Genomic DNA, 16,840 nt, shown 5'->3' with positions numbered 1-16,840 from the left:
CGCGCAATGCGCCCCTGTGCAGGGGAAGACCAGCGCAAGACCGTCACAGCCGCCCCACACGAAGGCGCAGATAAATTGACTCTCAACATGAACGCGTGGCAAGGAATCGTCTGGGCGCTGGCACCCACAGTGCTGGTCGGGCTCGTGTTCTGGTGGGTGATGGCCGCGATCGTGCGCGCCGACCGCACAGAGCGCAAGGTGTACGCCAAGATTGAGGCTGAGGAGCGCGCCAAGAGAGGCTTGCCCTCGAAGAACTAGCGAGAACTAGCGCGCCGCCTAGCGAGCTAGCGATGATCTAGCCCGAGGAGCCTGATGAACGCAGGATTTTGGACCTCGGCGATCATCATCTTCGGTCTCGTCGTCGACTTCATCTTCCGCGTCGTCGCGATCATCGTCGTGCCGCGCAATCGCCGCCCCACGAGCGCGACGGCCTGGCTGCTGGCGATCAACTTCCTGCCGTATATCGGCCTTCTGGTCTTCCTGCTGATCGGCTCGTACAAGCTGCCGAAGCACCGCCGCGCGAAGCAGCAGCAGATCAACCAGTTCATCCTCGACCAGACCGAGGGCATGGAGCGCGTGCGCCGCGACCACCCCTGGCCGGGCTGGCTCGAGCAGGTGGTGCACCTCAACAGAAGCCTCGGTGCGATGCCCCTCGTCGGCGGGAACTCCGCGACGCTCATCACCGACTACCAGCGCAGCTTCGACGAGATGATCGCAGCGATCGACGCCGCCGAGCGCTATGTGCACGTCGAGTTCTACATCCTCACCCTCGACCCGACGACGGCGCCCTTCTTCGACGCCCTCGAGCGGGCCGTTCAGCGCGGCGTCACGGTGCGCGTGCTGCTCGACCACATCGCCAGCCTGCGCACGCGCGGCTATCGCTCGACGATCAAGCGGCTGAACGCGATGGGCGCGCGCTGGCAGCTCATGCTGCCGATCCAGATCTTCAGGGGCCGCTACCAGCGCCCCGATCTGCGCAACCACCGCAAGCTCGTCGTCATCGACGGCCAGGTGGGCTTCATGGGCTCGCAGAACATCATCGACCCGGGCTACGACAAGGCGAGCAACCGCCGCCGCGGCCTGCAGTGGAAGGAGCTCGTCGCACGCCTCGACGGCCCCATCGTCTCGGGCCTCAACGCCATCTTCATCACCGACTGGTACGTCGAGACCGACGAGCTGCTCGCCCGCGAGGCCCGCCTCGTCGAGCCGACCTTCATCGCGCCGCCGCGCGAGCAGATCGACTGCCAGCTCGTGCCGAGCGGCCCGGGGTTCCCCCACGAGAACAACCTGCGCCTCTTCCTCGCGCTGCTCTATTACGCGCAGGAGCAGATCATCATCACGAGCCCCTATTTCGTGCCAGACGAGTCGATGCTCAACGCCCTGCTCACCGCCCTGCAGCGCGGTGTGCGGGTCGAGCTCTTCGTGTCAGAGGTAGCCGACCAGTGGCTCGTGTATCACGCACAGCGCTCGTACTACGAGCAGCTCCTCGAGGCCGGTGTCGTGATCTGGATGTATCGCGCACCCACGATCCTGCACGCCAAGCACTTCACGATCGACGACGAAGTCGCCGTCGTGGGGTCCAGCAACATGGACATCCGCTCGTTCCAGCTCAACAGCGAGATCTCGCTCATGGTGCGCGGCAGGCACTTCGTCAGCGAGCTGCGCGAGATCGAGCAGAGCTACCGTGAGAACAGCCGCCAGCTCACCCGCGAGGAATGGGCGAAGCAGCCCATCCGCTCCACCATCGCCGACAATCTCGCCCGGCTCACGAGCGCGCTGCAATAAGGCCGCAACAGCGCGCGGCTAGGTTGAAGGCATGACGGATGCCTCGAGCAACACTCCTGAGGAATACCCGGCGTCGCGCCGCAGCGACACCGTCGAGAGCCTGCACGGGCACGAGATCGCCGACCCCTACCGGTGGCTCGAAGACCCCGACTCTCCCGAGACGCGCGACTGGGTGACCCGGCAGAACGCCTTCACGGAGCGCGTGTTCGCGAACATTCCCGAGCGGGCATATTTCGCCGAGCTGATGACGCGCGTCGTTTCGCGCCCTCGGGCCGGCACGCCGAGCAAGCACGGCGGCCACTACTTCGTGACCCGCAACGACGGCTCGCGGAACCAGGACCAGGTGTTCGTGGCCGAGACCCTTGACGAGCTGCTCGCCGGCGGCCGAGTGGTGCTCGACCCGAACGAGTGGTCGGAAGACGGCACCACGAGCCTGCGCGGTTTCACCGTCAGCCACGATGGTCGCCACCTGAGCTACAACGTCAGCGAGGGTGGCAGCGACTGGGTCGACATCACGACCGTCGACCTCGGAACGGGTGAGCGCGTCGAGGCGCCGATCCAGACCAAGTTCGGCGCAGCGACCTGGCTGCCCGACGGTGCGTCCTTCCTCTATGAAGCGGTGCCGCACGAGGGGCGCGCGACAGGCGATCAGGCGGGTCACGTGAAGACCGGCCTGCTCAAGCTGCACCGCCTGGGCACGCCCGAGCACGACGACCTCACCGTCGTCGACATCCGTGCCGAGTACAAGCAGGCCTTCGTCTGGGCGCAGGTGAGCAGCGACCAGAGGCTCGCCGTCATCGCGCTCGGCAGCGGAACCGACCGCGAGAACCGCCTGTGGTTCGCTCGCATCACGGCCGGCGCCGACGGGCGCAGCGTCGTCGGCGAGCCGCTGCGCGTCTTCGACGAGCCCGACGCGCAGTACTTCTACGTACGCAACGATGGCGACCGCGTCGTGATCCAGACCGACAACGGCGCCGACAACGGCCGCGTCGTCGCATTCGACCTCGCCGAGTTCGAGCGGACGGGAGCACTCGCCCTCGAGGAGGTCGTGCCCGAGGCATCCGACGCCCTGCAATTCGCCGCGGCCGCCGGGGGCGAGCTCATCGTCGGGCGACTCGTCGACGTGCAGCCCGTGCTGACGCGCTATGCGCTCGACGGCGCCGAGCTCGGTCGGGTCGAGCTGCCGGGCGGCTCCATCGTCGGCTGGTGGAGCGACCAGGATTCCGACGAGTGGTTCGTCGGCCTCTCGACCCCGACCGCACCGACCCGCGCCTACCGCGGCAGCGCAGGGGCGGGCGCGCTCCAGCCGCTCGATGCGCTCGTGCCCGCACCCGCGAGCGGCGAGCAGCTCGCGTTCCCCGACGTGCGCATCGAGCGTGCGCGAGCCACCAGCGCGGACGGCACGCAGGTGCCGTACTTCCTGATCACGCCCGAGAACGCCCCGGATGCCCCGAGCCCGACTCTCCTGTGGGGGTACGGCGGCTTCGACATCCCGATCGAGGCGGACTACCGCGCCCTGTTCGCCGGCTGGCTGGCGGCCGGTGGCGTGCTCGTCGCCGCGAACCTGCGCGGCGGTGGCGAGTTCGGGAAGGCGTGGGCCGAGGCGGGGAAGAAGGACCGCAAGCAGAACGTCTTCGACGACTTCATCGCCGTCGGCGACCACCTCGTCGAGACGGGGGTGACGACGCACGAGCAGCTCGCGATCCACGGCCGCAGCAACGGCGGGCTGCTGATCGGCGCGGTCATGACGCAGCGGCCCGATCTGGCGGCCGCCGCGATCCCCGGGGTCGGCGTGCTCGACATCCTGCGCTTCCACAAGTTCACGGCCGGTGCCGCGTGGACGAGCGACTACGGCGACCCTGAAGACCCGCACGACTTCGAGGTCGAGCTCGCCTATTCGCCGCTGCACAACGTGCGCCCGGTCGCCTACCCGCCGACGCTCGTGCTGACGGGCGACCACGATGATCGCGTGGTGCCGGCGCACAGCCACAAGTTCACCGCCACTCTGCAGGCGGCGCAGCAGGCGGCGATCACGGATGCCCCGATCGTGACGCGCATCGAGACGCAGGCCGGCCACGGCGCGGGCAAGCCGCTCGCGATGGTCGCTGCCGAGGCGGCCGACGTGTTGGCCTTCGCGGCACACTTCACGGGGCTGCGGATCCCGCGCTAGCTGTAGTTCCTCGGCATCTCCTTCTCTCTCCCCCCCTCGCCTCCTTTCCCCCGAAGTGTGAGTTTGGGCGGCTTGAGCGCGGCGTAGGGGACCCGAACTCACACTTCGGGGGAACCGGAGCTCGGGTAAGAGAGGAGGCACCGAGGAGAGAGGAGGCCCGGGGCTACGGGCGCTCGTCTTTGATGTGGATGACCGAGCCGCCGTTCGGCGACGCGACCCGCTCGACCGTGAACAGGCCGATCGCGGCCACGAGGTCGGCGAGCTTCGCGAAGCCCCAGTTGCGCGAGTCGAAGTCGGGCGCCTGGTTGCGAATGAGATTTCCCACCGCCCCGAGATTGGCCCAGCCCTCGTCATCGGATGCATCGCGGATGCCCGTGCGCAACAGGGTCATCAGCCGCGCGTCGCCCCGCAGCGCGTTCTGCGCGGCGGGCTTGGGTGCCGAAGGCGCCGCCCCGTGCTTCGACCGGCCGCCGGTCTTGGCCGCGCCCTCGGCATCGCTCGCCGAGTCGGCCGCCGCCGCAGCCACCGCCGACTCGACCACGTCGAGGTAGACGAAGCGGTTGCAGGCGTTCACGAAGGCCTGCGGCGTCTTGCGCTCGCCGAAGCCGTAGACCGTCGCACCGGACTCGCGCAGCCGCGAGGCGAGCCGCGTGAAGTCGCTGTCCGACGAGACGAGGCAGAACCCGTCGAACCGCCCCGTGTAGAGCAGGTCCATCGCGTCGATGATGAGCGCACTGTCTGTCGCGTTCTTGCCCGCGGTGTAGGCGAACTGCTGCACGGGCTGGATGGCGTGCTCGTTGACGGCGTCCTTCCAGCCCTTGAGCTGCTGGCCGGTCCAGTCGCCGTACATGCGGCGCACCGAGGCGTCGCCGTACTTGCTCACCTCGGCGAGCAGCGCGCCGATGTGCCGGGGCGCCACGTTGTCGGCGTCGATCAGAACGGCGAGGTGCGGCGTCTCCGGCATGCTGCGACCGTACCCCCGTCTACCGCCGCGCCGTGTCGACGAGGCGCTGGATGTACTGCCCGTAGCCGCTCTTGCGCAGCGGCTGCGCCAGCTCCTCGAGCTGGTCGAGGTCGATCCACCCGGCGCGCCAGGCGATCTCCTCGATGCATCCGACCTTGAATCCCTGGCGATCCTCGATCACCTTCACGTACTCGGATGCCTGCATCATCGACTCGAAGGTGCCGGTGTCGAGCCATGCGGTGCCGCGGCGCAGCACCTGCACCTGCAGCTTGCCCGCCGCGAGGTAGCGCTCGTTGACGGTCGAGATCTCGAGCTCGCCGCGCGGGCTCGGCTCGATCGACTTCGCGATCTCGATCACGTCGTTGTCGTAGAAATAGAGACCGGGCACGACGTAGTTCGACTTCGGCTCGGTCGGCTTCTCTTCGATCGACAGCGCGCGGAACTCGGAGTCGAACTCGACGACGCCGTAGCGGCGCGGGTCGCTCACCTCGTAGGCGAAGATCAGGCCGCCGTCGATCTCGGTGTGCTGGCGCAGCGCCGTGCCGAGGCCGGCCCCGTGGAAGATGTTGTCGCCGAGAACGAGCGCGACGGATTCGTCGCCGATGAACTCCTCGCCGATGATGAAGGCCTGCGCCAGGCCGTCGGGTGAGGGCTGCACGGCGTACTCGATGCGGATGCCGAGCTGCGAGCCGTCGCCGAGCAGGGCGCGGAACTGCGAGTTGTACTCGGGCGTCGTGATGATCAGGATCTCGTTGATGCCCGCCATCATGAGCGTCGACAGCGGGTAGTAGATCATCGGCTTGTCGTAGATCGGCATCAGCTGCTTCGAGATGCCCTTGGTGATCGGCCACAGGCGCGAGCCCGAGCCGCCGGCGAGGATGATTCCGCGCATCGCGTCCCTCCCTACGGCCGGCCGAGCGCCCGGTAGTGCCAGCCCGCGGCGCGCCACTTCTCGGGGTCGAGGCAGTTGCGGCCGTCGAGGATGTTCTTCGCGCCGACGCTCTCGCCGAAGGCCACCGGGTCGAGCTCGCGGAACTGCTTCCACTCGGTCAGCACGACCACGGCGTCGGCGTCGGCCGCAGCCTCTTCCGCCGACGAGGCGAAGTCGAGCTCGGGGTGCTGGCGCTGCGCGTTGGGCACGGCCTCGGGGTCGAACGCGACGACCCGCGCACCCTGTGCGCGCAGCTGCGCGGCGACGTCGAGCGCCGGCGAATCGCGGATGTCGTCGGAGTCCGGCTTGAACGCGAGGCCGAGCACCGCGACCTTCTTGCCGCGCAGCGAGCCGTCGAGCAGCTCGCGGGTGAGGTCGACGGCGCGGACGCGGCGGCGGATGTTGATGGCGTCGACCTCCTTGAGGAAGGTCAGCGCCTGGTCGGCGCCGAGCTCGCCCGCGCGGGCCTGGAAGGCGCGGATGTCCTTCGGCAGGCATCCGCCGCCGAAGCCGAGGCCCGCGTTCAGGAACCGGCGGCCGATGCGGGCGTCGTAGCCGATCGCGTCGGCGATCTTGGTGACATCGGCGCCCGTCACATCGGCGACCTCGGCGATTGCGTTGATGAACGAGATCTTGGTGGCGAGGAACGCGTTGGCCGAGACCTTGACCAGCTCGGCGGTCTCGTAGCCGGTCACGACGAGCGGGGTGTCGTTGCCGAGGGCGACGGCGTAGATCTCGTCGAGCACCGCCTTGGCCTTCTCGCCTGCCTCGCCGTCGGGCACGCCGTAGACGAGGCGGTCGGGGCGCAGCGTGTCTTCGACGGCGAAGCCCTCGCGCAGGAACTCGGGGTTCCAGGCGAGCTCGGCCTCGGGCTGCGCGGCCTTCACGATCTCGGCCAGGCGGCGGGCGGTGCCGACCGGGACGGTCGACTTGCCGATCACGAGGTCGCCGGGCTTGAGGTACTGCGCGAGCGAGGTCGCCGCGGCGTCGACATAGGTCATGTCGGCCGCGTACTCGCCCTTCTTCTGCGGCGTGCCGACGGCGATGAAATGCGCGTCGTAGCCGGCCGCCTGAGAGAAGTCGGTCGTGAACTTGAGCCGCCCCGTCGCGCTCGCGGAAGCCAGCAGCTCAGGCAGACGGGGCTCGAAGAACGGCGCGCGACCGGCCGACAGCGCCTCGATCTTGGCCTGGTCGACGTCGATGCCGAGCACTTCGTGGCCGAGTTCCGCCATGCAGGCGGCGTGGACGGCGCCGAGGTAGCCGCAGCCGATGACCGTGATGCGCACGATGCTTCTCTCTTTCAGTCGTGGGGCGGTGTCAGTCGTGGGACAGGTAGTCGTCGAGCGCGACGAGATGGTCGCGGGGAGTGAAGCCGGTCGCCTCGATCTTGTCGAGGGGCAGCACGCTGTTGAGCGGTCGCGGAGCCGCCGATTTGCCGGCGAAGTACTCGTCGGTCGTGACCGCTCGCACGCGCGCCGGCTCGGCGCCGACGGCCGCGAACACGCGCCGGGCGACCGCGGCCCAGCTTAGCGGCGCCCCCGAACCGGTCAGGTTGTAGGTGCCGTAGGCGGCCCCCGAGTCGACGAGGTGCCGGATGCCGGCCGCAAGGTCGCTCGTGAAGCTGAGCCGCCCGACCTGGTCGTCGACGACGGCGGGGTCGACGCCGCGCTCGGCGAGGCCCTTCATGGTGCGCACGAAGTTGGGCCCGTCGCCGATCACCCAGCTGGTGCGCACGATGTAGTGGCGCGGCACGGTGGCGACGATCGCGTCGCCCGCGGCCTTGCTCTGGCCGTAGACGCCGAGGGGGCTGAACGGCTCGTCTTCGGGGTGGCCGTCGGCAGTGCCGTCGAAGACGTAATCGGTCGACACGTGCACGAGTGTGATGCCGTTCGCCGTGGCGACGCGGGCGAGCGCCGCGACGCCGGTGGCGTTCGCCGCCCAGGCGGCGCGGCGCCCGGCATCCCTCTCGGCCTCGTCGACGCGCGTGTATGCCGCGGCGTTCACGATGAGGCCGTAGTCGCGCCACGGCCTGGCCGTCTCGACGCCGGGGGAGGCGAGGTCGAGCGCGGCGCGGTCGGCGAACTCGGCGCCCGGGTAGACCTCGCGCAGCGCCCGCCCCAGCTGCCCGTTCGCGCCGAGCACGAGGGTCTTGCGCGGCGGCATCGGCCGCACCTCCGCGAGGCGCGGGTGCGCCTTGTCCTTGTCGCTCAGCACGGCCTCATCGAGCGGGATCGGCCAGTCGATCGCGACGGTCTCGTCGGCGAGGTTGAGGAAGGTGTACTTCGCGCCGGCATCCGGCGACCAGTGGTCGTTCACGAGGTACGAGTAGACGGTGCCGGGCTCGAGCGTCTGATACGAGTTGCCGACGCCTCGCGGGACGAACACGGCGACCGACGGGTCGATCTCGATCGTGAAGACCGAGCCGAAGCTCGGCCCCTCGCGCAGGTCGACCCACGCAGCGAACACCCGCCCGTGCACGACCGAGACGAACTTGTCCCACGGCTCCGCGTGGATGCCGCGGGTGACGCCCACCTCGTCGTTGAACGAGACGTTGTTCTGCACGGGCCCGAAATCGGGCAGGCCGACGGCGAGCATCTTCTCGCGCTGCCAGTTCTCTTTGAACCAGCCGCGGTTGTCGCCGGGCACCGGCAGATCGAGCACGAGCAGGCCGGGAATCGGGGTCTCGTGCAGCGCGAGCGGCTTCGGGGGCATCGCTGGGGAGTCTATCCAGGGTCGATCAAGGGCGAGTTACCGTCGCGTGACAGGCGCCGCCCGGCGTCACTGGCCCTGTGCGACGTACTTCGCCTCGGTCGCGGCCTTCTGCGGCATCCACCACGCCTCGTTGGCCCGGTACCAGTCGATGGTCGCGGCGAGCCCCGCCTCGAAGTCCTGGAACTCGGGCCGCCACCCGAGCTCGGTGCGCAGCTTGGTCGAGTCGATCGCGTAGCGCAGGTCGTGCCCTGCGCGGTCGACGACGTGGTCGTAGGCATCCGTCGGCTGCCCGGTGAGCTTCAGGATCAGCTCGACCACCGACTTGTTGTCCTTCTCGCCGTCGGCGCCGATGAGATAGGTCTCGCCGATCACGCCCTTCTCGACGATGGTCAGCACGGCGCTCGAGTGGTCGTTCGCGTGGATCCAGTCGCGCACGTTGAGGCCCGCGCCGTAGAGCTTGGGCCGCTCGCCGGTGAGCACATTGGTGATCTGGCGCGGAATGAACTTCTCGACGTGCTGATAGGGCCCGTAGTTGTTCGAGCAGTTCGAGATGGTCGCCTGCACGCCGAAGCTGCGCACCCAGGCGCGCACGAGCAGGTCGCTGCCGGCCTTGGTCGACGAGTAGGGCGAGCTCGGGTTGTAGGGCGTCTGCTCGGTGAAGCGCTGCGGGTCGTCGAGCTCGAGATCGCCGTAGACCTCGTCGGTCGAGATGTGGTGGTAGCGCACCCCGTGCTTGCGCACCGCCTCGAGCAGCGTGAACGTGCCGACCAGGTTCGTGTCGACGAACGGGCGCGGGTCGTGCAGCGAGTTGTCGTTGTGGCTCTCGGCCGCGTAGTGGACGACGACATCGGATGCCTCGACCAGCGGATCCACGACGGAGGCATCGGCGATGTCGCCCTTGACGAAGCGGAACCGGCTCTCGGGCAGACCCGCGAGGCTCGCGAGGTTCCCGGCGTAGGTCAGCTTGTCCAGAACGGTGACGTGGTCGTCGGTGTTCTCGATCAGGTAGTGGACGAAGTTCGAGCCGATGAAGCCGGCGCCACCGGTGACGAGGACTCTGCGCATGCGCACCAGGCTAGCGGGAGGCTCCTGCGGCCCGGGGAGGGCGGCCGACCCGTGAGCACGGCAACGGCCTACTGTCTTCGCGGCGTGAGGCGCACGGTCGGCAGCACGGGAGCCGGCAGCGGCCCCTCCCCGCGCGACTCGGGCACGAAGCCGAACCGGCCGCCTGGCGACCGCGGCCCGTCGATGGCCTGCTGCTGCCAGTCCTCGCGGGCGCGCACGATGTCGTCGTGGCTGCGACCCACGAAGTTCCACCACATCACGATCGGCTCGCCGAGCGGTTCACCGCCGAGCAGCAGCAGGCGCGTCGCGGCGGTCGCATAGATGCGGACCCGGGTGCGGCCCGGCTCGAGATAGCCGAGCTCGCGCTCCGCGAGCGGAGCCCCGTCGAGTTCGACGCGCCCCTGGTCGACCAGGACTCCGTGCTCGAAGGCGGGGTCGAGGCCCAGATCGAGCTCCGCGCCGCACGGCAGCTCGAGCTGCGCGCCGAGAAGAGGCGAGTGCACGCCGGCCTGGGCGGCGTGCTCCGGGTGGTCGCGCAGCGCGCCGATGAACACGTGGGTGCGCACCGCTGCGCCGGCATCCGTGCTCAGCTCGAACGGCTCGGGCTCGGTGTGCTCGAACGACGGGGCGCGGTCGCGCGCGGCATCCGGCAGCATCAGCCACAGCTGCACGCCGTGCAGCACGGCCGTCTGGGGCGTCGAGTACTCCGTGTGCGAGATGCCATGGCCGGCCGTCATGAGGTTCAGCTCGCCGGGCCGCACGAGGGCGTCCGACCCGACCGAGTCGCGGTGCCGGATCTCGCCGCGGAACAGCCACGACACGGTCTGAAGGCCGATGTGCGGGTGCGGCGGCACCGACATGCCCCCGGTGGCCGACACATCGTCGGGGCCGTAGTGGTCGAGGAAGCACCAGGCGCCGATCGTCGAGCGGCGGCGCTGCGGCAGCGTGCGGTGCACGGTCATCGCGCGCGGGCCGCCGAGCGGCACCTCACGCGGCTGGAGCACCACCATGGGCGCTGCGGATTCCCCGGCCGCACGGCAGTCGCCGAGCAACTCGGTCGGGTCGAGCTCGAGGTTGCTCACGCGTGCGAGCCTACGGCGTTCGGACACCTGCGCCCCTCTACGATGTTGCGCATGCGCAGCCCCCGCCCCCGCTTGATGAAGGGATTCGCCGCGCTCGCCGCGGCGGGTCTTCTGCTCGCGGGCTGCGCGCAGCAGGCATCCGTCTCGCCCGACCCGGTCGAGCACTACAAGGGCGAGCCGAAAGGCGTCACCGCGCCGGCGTCGAGCGCCGGCGGCGCGCCCTGGGCGGTGTGGATGGACAAGGCGGGCGACGAGTTCGCCGTCACCCTGTACGGCTCGGCCGACTGCCCGCCGTACGCGACCGGCTACAAGGTCACGGCGCCCGATCAGATCACCATGAAGCTGAAGAAGGCGGCGGGCGACTGCCCCGACGGCTACATGCCGTTCACGACCGTCTTCCAGACCCCGCCGAACCTCGACCGCGAGGTGACGATCCAGTTCACGGCCCAGCAGACGCACTTCTACCTCGCGCCGATCAAGAAGAAGTAGGGGTCTGGTCTCCATTCGGCTTCGCCGAGTCGACCTGCGGTCTGCGACCGCGATCACGCCTGGGGCGAACAGGGGCATGCATCCCCTGACCCCCTGGTTACTCTCGATGTAACGCGGCTGCCAGCCCAGTCGTGACGAGAGGTGACTAATGTTCGAGAGGTTCACGGACCGGGCCCGCCGGGTCGTCGTCTTGGCTCAAGAAGAGGCCAAGATGCTCAACCACAACTACATCGGCACCGAGCACATCCTGCTCGGGCTGATCCACGAGGGCGAGGGCGTCGCCGCCAAGGCCCTCGAGTCCCTTGGTATCTCCCTTGACGCGGTGCGCGAGCAGGTGCAGGACATCATCGGCCAGGGTCAGCAGCAGCCGACCGGCCACATCCCCTTCACCCCGCGTGCGAAGAAGGTGCTTGAGCTGTCTCTGCGCGAGGCGCTGCAGCTCGGCCATAACTACATCGGCACCGAGCACATCCTGCTCGGCCTGATCCGCGAGGGCGAGGGTGTCGCAGCCCAGGTCCTCGTGAAGCTCGGGGCAGACCTGAACCGGGTGCGCCAGCAGGTCATCCAGCTCCTGTCCGGCTATCAGGGCAAGGAGCAGGTGCAGGTCGGCGGTGCGAACGAGCAGCAGCAGGCGCAGGCCGGCTCGCAGATCCTCGACCAGTTCGGCCGCAACCTGACGCAGGCCGCGCGCGAGGGCAAGCTCGACCCGGTGATCGGGCGCGAGAAGGAGATCGAGCGCGTGATGCAGATCCTGTCGCGCCGCTCGAAGAACAACCCCGTGCTGATCGGCGAGCCCGGCGTCGGCAAGACCGCCGTCGTCGAGGGTCTCGCCCAGGCGATCGTGCGCGGCGACGTTCCCGAGACGCTGAAGGACAAGCAGCTCTACACGCTCGACCTCGGGTCGCTCATCGCCGGTTCCCGCTACCGCGGTGACTTCGAAGAGCGCCTGAAGAAGGTCACGAAGGAGATCCGCACCCGCGGCGACATCATCACCTTCATCGACGAGATCCACACGCTCGTCGGCGCGGGTGCCGCAGAGGGCGCGATCGACGCAGCGTCGATCCTCAAGCCGCTGCTCGCCCGCGGCGAGCTGCAGACGATCGGCGCGACCACGCTCGACGAGTACCGCAAGCACTTCGAGAAGGATGCCGCGCTCGAGCGCCGCTTCCAGCCGATCCAGGTCGCCGAGCCGTCGCTGCCCCACGCGATCAACATCCTGAAGGGGCTGCGTGACCGCTACGAGGCGCACCACAAGGTGTCCATCACCGATGGCGCGATCGTCGCCGCGGCGAACCTGAGCGACCGCTACATCAGTGACCGCTTCCTTCCCGACAAGGCGATCGACCTGATCGACGAGGCCGGCGCCCGCCTGCGCCTGTCGATCCTGTCGGCTCCGCCTGAGCTGCGCGAGTTCGACGAGAAGATCGCCGGCGTTCGTGAGAAGAAGGAAGCCGCCATCGAGGACCAGGACTTCGAGAAGGCCGCCTCGCTGCGCGACGAGGAGAAGAACCTCCTCGGCGAGCGGCTGCGCCTCGAGAAGCAGTGGAAGTCGGGCGACGTCAAGACGACCGCAGAGGTCGACGAGGGCCTGATCGCCGAGGTGCTCGCGCAGGCGACGGGCATCCCCGTCTTCAAGCTCACGGAAGAGGAGTCCTCGCGCCTTGTCTTCATGGAGAAGGCGCTGCACGAGCGCGTCATCGGCCAGGAAGAGGCCATCTCGGCCCTTGCCAAGACGATCCGCCGCACGCGCGCCGGCCTCAAGGACCCGCACCGCCCGTCGGGCTCGTTCATCTTCGCCGGCCCCACGGGCGTCGGTAAGACCGAGCTCGCCAAGGCGCTCGCCGAGTTCCTCTTCGACGACGAGTCGGCGATGATCTCGCTCGACATGTCCGAGTACGGCGAGAAGCACACCGTCTCGCGGCTGTTCGGCGCCCCTCCCGGGTTCGTCGGCTTCGAAGAGGGCGGCCAGCTCACCGAGAAGGTGCGCCGCAAGCCGTTCTCGGTCGTGCTCTTCGACGAGATCGAGAAGGCGCACCCCGACATCTTCAACTCGCTGCTGCAGATTCTTGAAGAGGGCCGCCTGACCGACGGCCAGGGCCGTGTGGTCGACTTCAAGAACACGGTCATCATCATGACGACCAACCTCGGCACCGCAGCGATCTCGGGCGGTCCCGTCGGCTTCCAGGCCGAGGGCGACACCGGCCAGTCCAGCGAGTACGACCGTATGCGCGGCAAGGTGATGGAGGAGCTGAAGAAGAACTTCAAGCCCGAGTTCCTGAACCGTGTCGACGACATCATCGTGTTCCCGCAGCTGACCAAGCCCGAGCTGCGCCAGATCGTCGACCTGTTCATCAAGCGTCTCGGCACGCGCATGCTCGATCGCGACCTGACCGTCGAGATCACGGATGCCGCGAAGGACCGCCTCATCGAGATCGGCTTCGACCCGTCGCTCGGCGCCCGGCCGCTGCGCCGCGCCGTGCAGCGCGAGGTCGAGGACCGGCTCTCCGAGAAGATCCTCGCGGGCGAGCTCAACGCGGGCGACCACGTGCTGGTCGACTTCGAGTCGGGCGATTTCACCTTCGGCATCGCGCCGCGCGGTGAGAAGGTCGGCAGCATCGCAGGCGGCGGCTCGCACGTCGCCGGCGGTGTCACCCCTGACCTCGCGATCACCTCGGACTAGCTGTCCGGTTCGACGGGCCCTTCCTGCTTCGGCAGGAGGGGCCCTTCGTCGTGCACGCCCCAATTGCGCTGCTCGGATCCGCTTCGCGCTGCTCGGATCCGGGCAGCGTCGAGCGGATCCGAGCAGCGCGACCGCGGGTGGGCGACCGCGGGTGGCGCGCGGTGCGTGCGGCGTGAGCGGCGTGAAAGCGGCACGACAGCCCCGTGAAAGTCGGGCCTGGTCCACTGGTTGTCATGACCACCACGACCATCGCACCCACCCGGAGCTACCCCTCGCTGCGCGCGGCCTGGATTCCGCTCGCGGCACTCTGCCTCGCCTTCTTCGTCGAGATGGTCGACAACACGCTGCTGAGCATCGCGCTGCCGACCATCGGGCGTGATCTCGGCGGCAGCACCACCGCTCTGCAGTGGGTCACCGGCGCCTACTCGCTCACCTTCGGCGGCCTGCTGCTGACCGCCGGCTCGATCGCCGACCGGTTCGGGCGCCGACGCGTGCTGCTGATCGGGCTCGCCGTCTTCGGCCTGCTCAGCCTGCTGGTGATCTGGGTGCACTCCACGGGCGAGCTGATCGTGCTGCGGGCCGCGCTCGGCGTCGCCGCGGCCGCCATGGCGCCCATCACCAACTCGCTCGTCTTCCGCCTGTTCGAAGGCGAAGCCGAGCGGATGCGCGCGATGACCCTCATGATCGTCGTCGGAATGGGCGGATTCATCCTCGGCCCGGTGCTCGGCGGCACGGCGCTCGCGCACCTCAGCTGGCAGTGGCTGCTCGTGGTGAACGCCCCGATCGCCCTCATCGCCGTGGTCGGCGTGCGCATCGGTGTCGCCGCAGACCGCCGCGAGGACCTGACCACCGACAAGCTCGACCTGCCCGGCGCGATCCTCAGCATCATGACGATCGGCCTCGCCTGCTTCGTCGGGACGAGCGGTGTGCAGTACGGCTGGCTGTCGGCCGCCACGATCGCTTCCGTGATCGGCGCGCTGGCGGCGCTCGCCGCATTCATCTGGCACGAGCTGCGCACGCCGTCGCCGATGCTCGACCTGCGCCTGTTCGTCAACGGCACGATCCGCGGCGCGTTCATCGCCGAGATCGGCGCCGCGGTCGCGATGGCGGCCGTCATGTTCGCCCTCATCCTGCACTTCCAGTACGCCTACGGCTGGAGCCCCGTGCGCGCCGGCCTCGCCAACCTGCCGATGATCGCGACGATGGTCGCCGCGGCGCCGCTCACCGAGTGGCTCGTGAAGCGGTTCGGGCACCGGGTCACGACCCTCATCTCGGCGGCCCTGCTCGCCGGCTCGCTGTTCGGCCTCGCCTGGGGCGTGTCGCACGGCTACCTCGCGGTGGCGATCTTCATGGTGACGCTCACCCTCGGTCTGCGCAGCATCATGACCGTCTGCGGCGTGGCGCTCGTGGCCGCGATGCCCGAGAACCGCACGTCGATCGGCACCGCGCTCAGCGACACCGGTCAGGAGCTCGGCACCAGCGTCGGCACCGCCGTCGTCGGCACCCTGATCGCCGCGCTGGTCACCAAGGTTCTGCCCGCGGGCGTCTGGACCCCCTCCCTGGTCGCCTCGTTCTTCCACGGCGAGAGCGTCACCTTCATCGTCATCGGCGTGGTCGTCGGCATCATCACCGGCTGGGGCGCGCTCTACCTGACCGGCTCGCGTGAGACCGAAGAGGCGCACTGAGCCTCGGCGCTGCGCGCCGCGACGGGGAAGCCTGCCGCGGCGCGCCGCTACGGTTGAGGCGTGACTGGATTCAGCGTGCGCCGCGCGCGCACGAGCGACGTGCGGGGCATCCGCGACCTCATCTCACCGCTGGTCGACCAGCGCATCCTGCTCGGCAAAGAGCTCGTGACGCTGTTCGAGGCCGTGCAGGAGTTCCGCGTCGCCGAAGACGATGACGGCCATCTGATCGGCGTGGGCGCGCTGCACGTCATGTGGGAGGACCTCGGCGAGGTGCGCACGCTCGCCGCGGCGTCCGAGTGGCGGGGGCGCGGCGTGGGGCACGCGATCCTCGATCGCCTCGAGGCGGACGCCCGTGATCTCGGTCTCTCGCGCCTGTTCTGCCTCACCTTCGAGACCGAGTTCTTCGGCCGCCACGGCTTCGCCGACATGGGCTCAGAGACGGTCGACCCGGCGGTGTTCGCCGAGCTGCTGCGCTCGACCGATGACGGCGTCGCGGAGTTCCTCGACCTCGCCCGCGTGAAGCAGAACACCCTCGGCAACACCCGCATGATCAAGCACCTCTAGGCGCCGGCAACCTGTTCCCCGACACCCGGCTCCCCGGCAACCTGTTCCCGTTCCGGACGTCGGTGCCCGTAGCCGCAGGCGCATCCGTCCGGAACGGGAACAGGTCGCTGCGGGAGGCCAGCGCGTGCTCGGTCAGCCGGCGCAGGGTGGCGAAGCCGTCGCCCGACAGCACGGATTCGAGATGGCCCTGGATCGAGGCGATGCCCGGCCCCCGCAGCGCCGTCACAATGCCGTCAGGGTCGACGGATGCCTCGAGCCTGACCTCTGCGTGCGAGGCGGTGGCCGCCGCCCGGGCGCCGAAGGTGTTGTAGAAGCCGATGGCGGCGGGCTCGCCGAAGACGTCGACGTCCAGGCGCACGCCCTGGCGCGGTGCGGGCAGCGGGGCGAGGTCGTAGCCCGCGAGCCCCGCGAGCACCTGGTGGCTGAGGCAGACCGCGAGCAGCGGGGCCGCGGCCCGCACGCGCTCGAGCATCAGCGCGCGCAGTCGGGCGATCCTGCGTTCGGAGAGGTCGCGCGGGTCGCCCGGCCCTGGGCCGAACACGACGAGATCGTCCTCATCGACGCGCTCGACCGCGGCCCAGTGCGCGAGCCGCACCTCGAGGCCGAGGTGGCGCAGCTGATGGGCGAGCATGGTCGTGAACTGGTCCTCGTTGTCGATGACGAGTGCGGATTTCCCCGCAAGCGGCGGCGCCGCGGCATCCACCGCCTGCGGC

14 protein-coding genes are annotated in these 16,840 nt (G+C 69.3%); 7 read left to right on the top strand and 7 right to left on the bottom strand.

The window, feature by feature from the left end:
- From ACM2XV_RS05155 to ACM2XV_RS05145, 3 genes are all read left to right on the top strand, one after another.
- A partial coding sequence (locus tag ACM2XV_RS05155) for a hypothetical protein (protein ID WP_487026182.1) occupies positions 1 to 258 on the top strand: 258 nt, incomplete at its 5' end.
- 54 nt (positions 259 to 312) lie between these two features.
- Complete coding sequence (gene cls, locus ACM2XV_RS05150; RefSeq protein WP_344776714.1) at positions 313 to 1,785, top strand: cardiolipin synthase; 1,473 nt, start codon at positions 313 to 315, stop codon at positions 1,783 to 1,785.
- Between the two features lie 31 nt (positions 1,786 to 1,816).
- Complete coding sequence (locus tag ACM2XV_RS05145) at positions 1,817 to 3,955, top strand: prolyl oligopeptidase family serine peptidase (RefSeq protein ID WP_344776712.1); 2,139 nt, start codon at positions 1,817 to 1,819, stop codon at positions 3,953 to 3,955.
- A 163-nt stretch (positions 3,956 to 4,118) separates the two neighbouring features.
- Here ACM2XV_RS05145 and ACM2XV_RS05140 read toward each other — a convergent pair whose 3' ends face one another.
- The 6 genes from ACM2XV_RS05140 to ACM2XV_RS05115 all read right to left on the bottom strand — a co-directional run bounded on the left by ACM2XV_RS05140 (position 4,119) and on the right by ACM2XV_RS05115 (position 10,709).
- The gene (locus tag ACM2XV_RS05140; RefSeq protein ID WP_487026181.1) at positions 4,119 to 4,919 is read right to left on the bottom strand and encodes an NYN domain-containing protein; all 801 of its coding nucleotides are present in this window, start codon (positions 4,917 to 4,919) and stop codon (positions 4,119 to 4,121) included.
- Between the two features lie 19 nt (positions 4,920 to 4,938).
- The gene (rfbA, locus tag ACM2XV_RS05135) at positions 4,939 to 5,811 is read right to left on the bottom strand and encodes a glucose-1-phosphate thymidylyltransferase RfbA (protein WP_487026180.1); all 873 of its coding nucleotides are present in this window, start codon (positions 5,809 to 5,811) and stop codon (positions 4,939 to 4,941) included.
- An 11-nt stretch (positions 5,812 to 5,822) separates the two neighbouring features.
- Positions 5,823 to 7,136 carry a UDP-glucose dehydrogenase family protein gene (locus tag ACM2XV_RS05130; protein ID WP_487026179.1) on the bottom strand — a complete coding sequence of 438 codons (1,314 nt, stop codon included), beginning with the start codon at positions 7,134 to 7,136 and terminating at the stop codon, positions 5,823 to 5,825.
- Positions 7,137 to 7,167: 31 nt separating this feature from the next.
- On the bottom strand, positions 7,168 to 8,562 hold the full coding sequence (locus ACM2XV_RS05125) for a sugar nucleotide-binding protein (RefSeq protein ID WP_487026178.1): 1,395 nt from the start codon (positions 8,560 to 8,562) through the stop codon (positions 7,168 to 7,170).
- Positions 8,563 to 8,628: 66 nt separating this feature from the next.
- Positions 8,629 to 9,627 carry a dTDP-glucose 4,6-dehydratase gene (rfbB, locus tag ACM2XV_RS05120; RefSeq protein WP_344776700.1) on the bottom strand — a complete coding sequence of 333 codons (999 nt, stop codon included), beginning with the start codon at positions 9,625 to 9,627 and terminating at the stop codon, positions 8,629 to 8,631.
- Positions 9,628 to 9,695: 68 nt separating this feature from the next.
- Positions 9,696 to 10,709, bottom strand: coding sequence for a pirin family protein (locus ACM2XV_RS05115; protein ID WP_344776698.1), 1,014 nt, complete (start codon positions 10,707 to 10,709; stop codon positions 9,696 to 9,698).
- A 51-nt stretch (positions 10,710 to 10,760) separates the two neighbouring features.
- Between ACM2XV_RS05115 and ACM2XV_RS05110 the strand changes: the two genes are divergently transcribed.
- From ACM2XV_RS05110 to ACM2XV_RS05095, 4 genes are all read left to right on the top strand, one after another.
- On the top strand, positions 10,761 to 11,198 hold the full coding sequence (locus ACM2XV_RS05110; RefSeq protein ID WP_487026177.1) for a hypothetical protein: 438 nt from the start codon (positions 10,761 to 10,763) through the stop codon (positions 11,196 to 11,198).
- Positions 11,199 to 11,346: 148 nt separating this feature from the next.
- On the top strand, positions 11,347 to 13,878 hold the full coding sequence (locus ACM2XV_RS05105; RefSeq protein WP_344776694.1) for an ATP-dependent Clp protease ATP-binding subunit: 2,532 nt from the start codon (positions 11,347 to 11,349) through the stop codon (positions 13,876 to 13,878).
- Between the two features lie 233 nt (positions 13,879 to 14,111).
- Positions 14,112 to 15,563 (top strand): MFS transporter, encoded by a 1,452-nt coding sequence (locus ACM2XV_RS05100; protein WP_487026176.1) that lies wholly within the window; start codon positions 14,112 to 14,114, stop codon positions 15,561 to 15,563.
- 60 nt (positions 15,564 to 15,623) lie between these two features.
- The gene (locus ACM2XV_RS05095; protein ID WP_487026175.1) at positions 15,624 to 16,127 is read left to right on the top strand and encodes an amino-acid N-acetyltransferase; all 504 of its coding nucleotides are present in this window, start codon (positions 15,624 to 15,626) and stop codon (positions 16,125 to 16,127) included.
- Here the strand turns inward: ACM2XV_RS05095 and ACM2XV_RS05090 are convergent.
- Positions 16,114 to 16,840, bottom strand: a 727-nt coding sequence (locus ACM2XV_RS05090; protein ID WP_487026174.1) for an aminodeoxychorismate/anthranilate synthase component II, incomplete at its 5' end; no start/stop codon positions are given. The genes ACM2XV_RS05095 and ACM2XV_RS05090 overlap by 14 nt on opposite strands.

Source organism: Gryllotalpicola sp. CP2-P1, assembly GCF_057512245.1.
This window is presented reverse-complemented; position numbering and strand designations above follow the sequence as displayed.

Bases quoted from the DNA above. Each gene is read 5' to 3' on its own strand.
- rfbB (WP_344776700.1), bottom strand. From the start codon at position 9,627: ATGCGCAGAGTCCTCGTCACCGGTGGCGCCGGCTTCATCGGCTCGAAC.
- ACM2XV_RS05105 (WP_344776694.1), top strand. From the start codon at position 11,347: ATGTTCGAGAGGTTCACGGACCGGGCCCGCCGGGTCGTCGTCTTGGCT.
- ACM2XV_RS05125 (WP_487026178.1), bottom strand. From the start codon at position 8,562: ATGCCCCCGAAGCCGCTCGCGCTGCACGAGACCCCGATTCCCGGCCTG.
- ACM2XV_RS05140 (WP_487026181.1), bottom strand. From the start codon at position 4,919: ATGCCGGAGACGCCGCACCTCGCCGTTCTGATCGACGCCGACAACGTG.
- rfbA (WP_487026180.1), bottom strand. From the start codon at position 5,811: ATGCGCGGAATCATCCTCGCCGGCGGCTCGGGCTCGCGCCTGTGGCCG.
- ACM2XV_RS05145 (WP_344776712.1), top strand. From the start codon at position 1,817: ATGACGGATGCCTCGAGCAACACTCCTGAGGAATACCCGGCGTCGCGC.
- cls (WP_344776714.1), top strand. From the start codon at position 313: ATGAACGCAGGATTTTGGACCTCGGCGATCATCATCTTCGGTCTCGTC.
- ACM2XV_RS05100 (WP_487026176.1), top strand. From the start codon at position 14,112: ATGACCACCACGACCATCGCACCCACCCGGAGCTACCCCTCGCTGCGC.
- ACM2XV_RS05110 (WP_487026177.1), top strand. From the start codon at position 10,761: ATGCGCAGCCCCCGCCCCCGCTTGATGAAGGGATTCGCCGCGCTCGCC.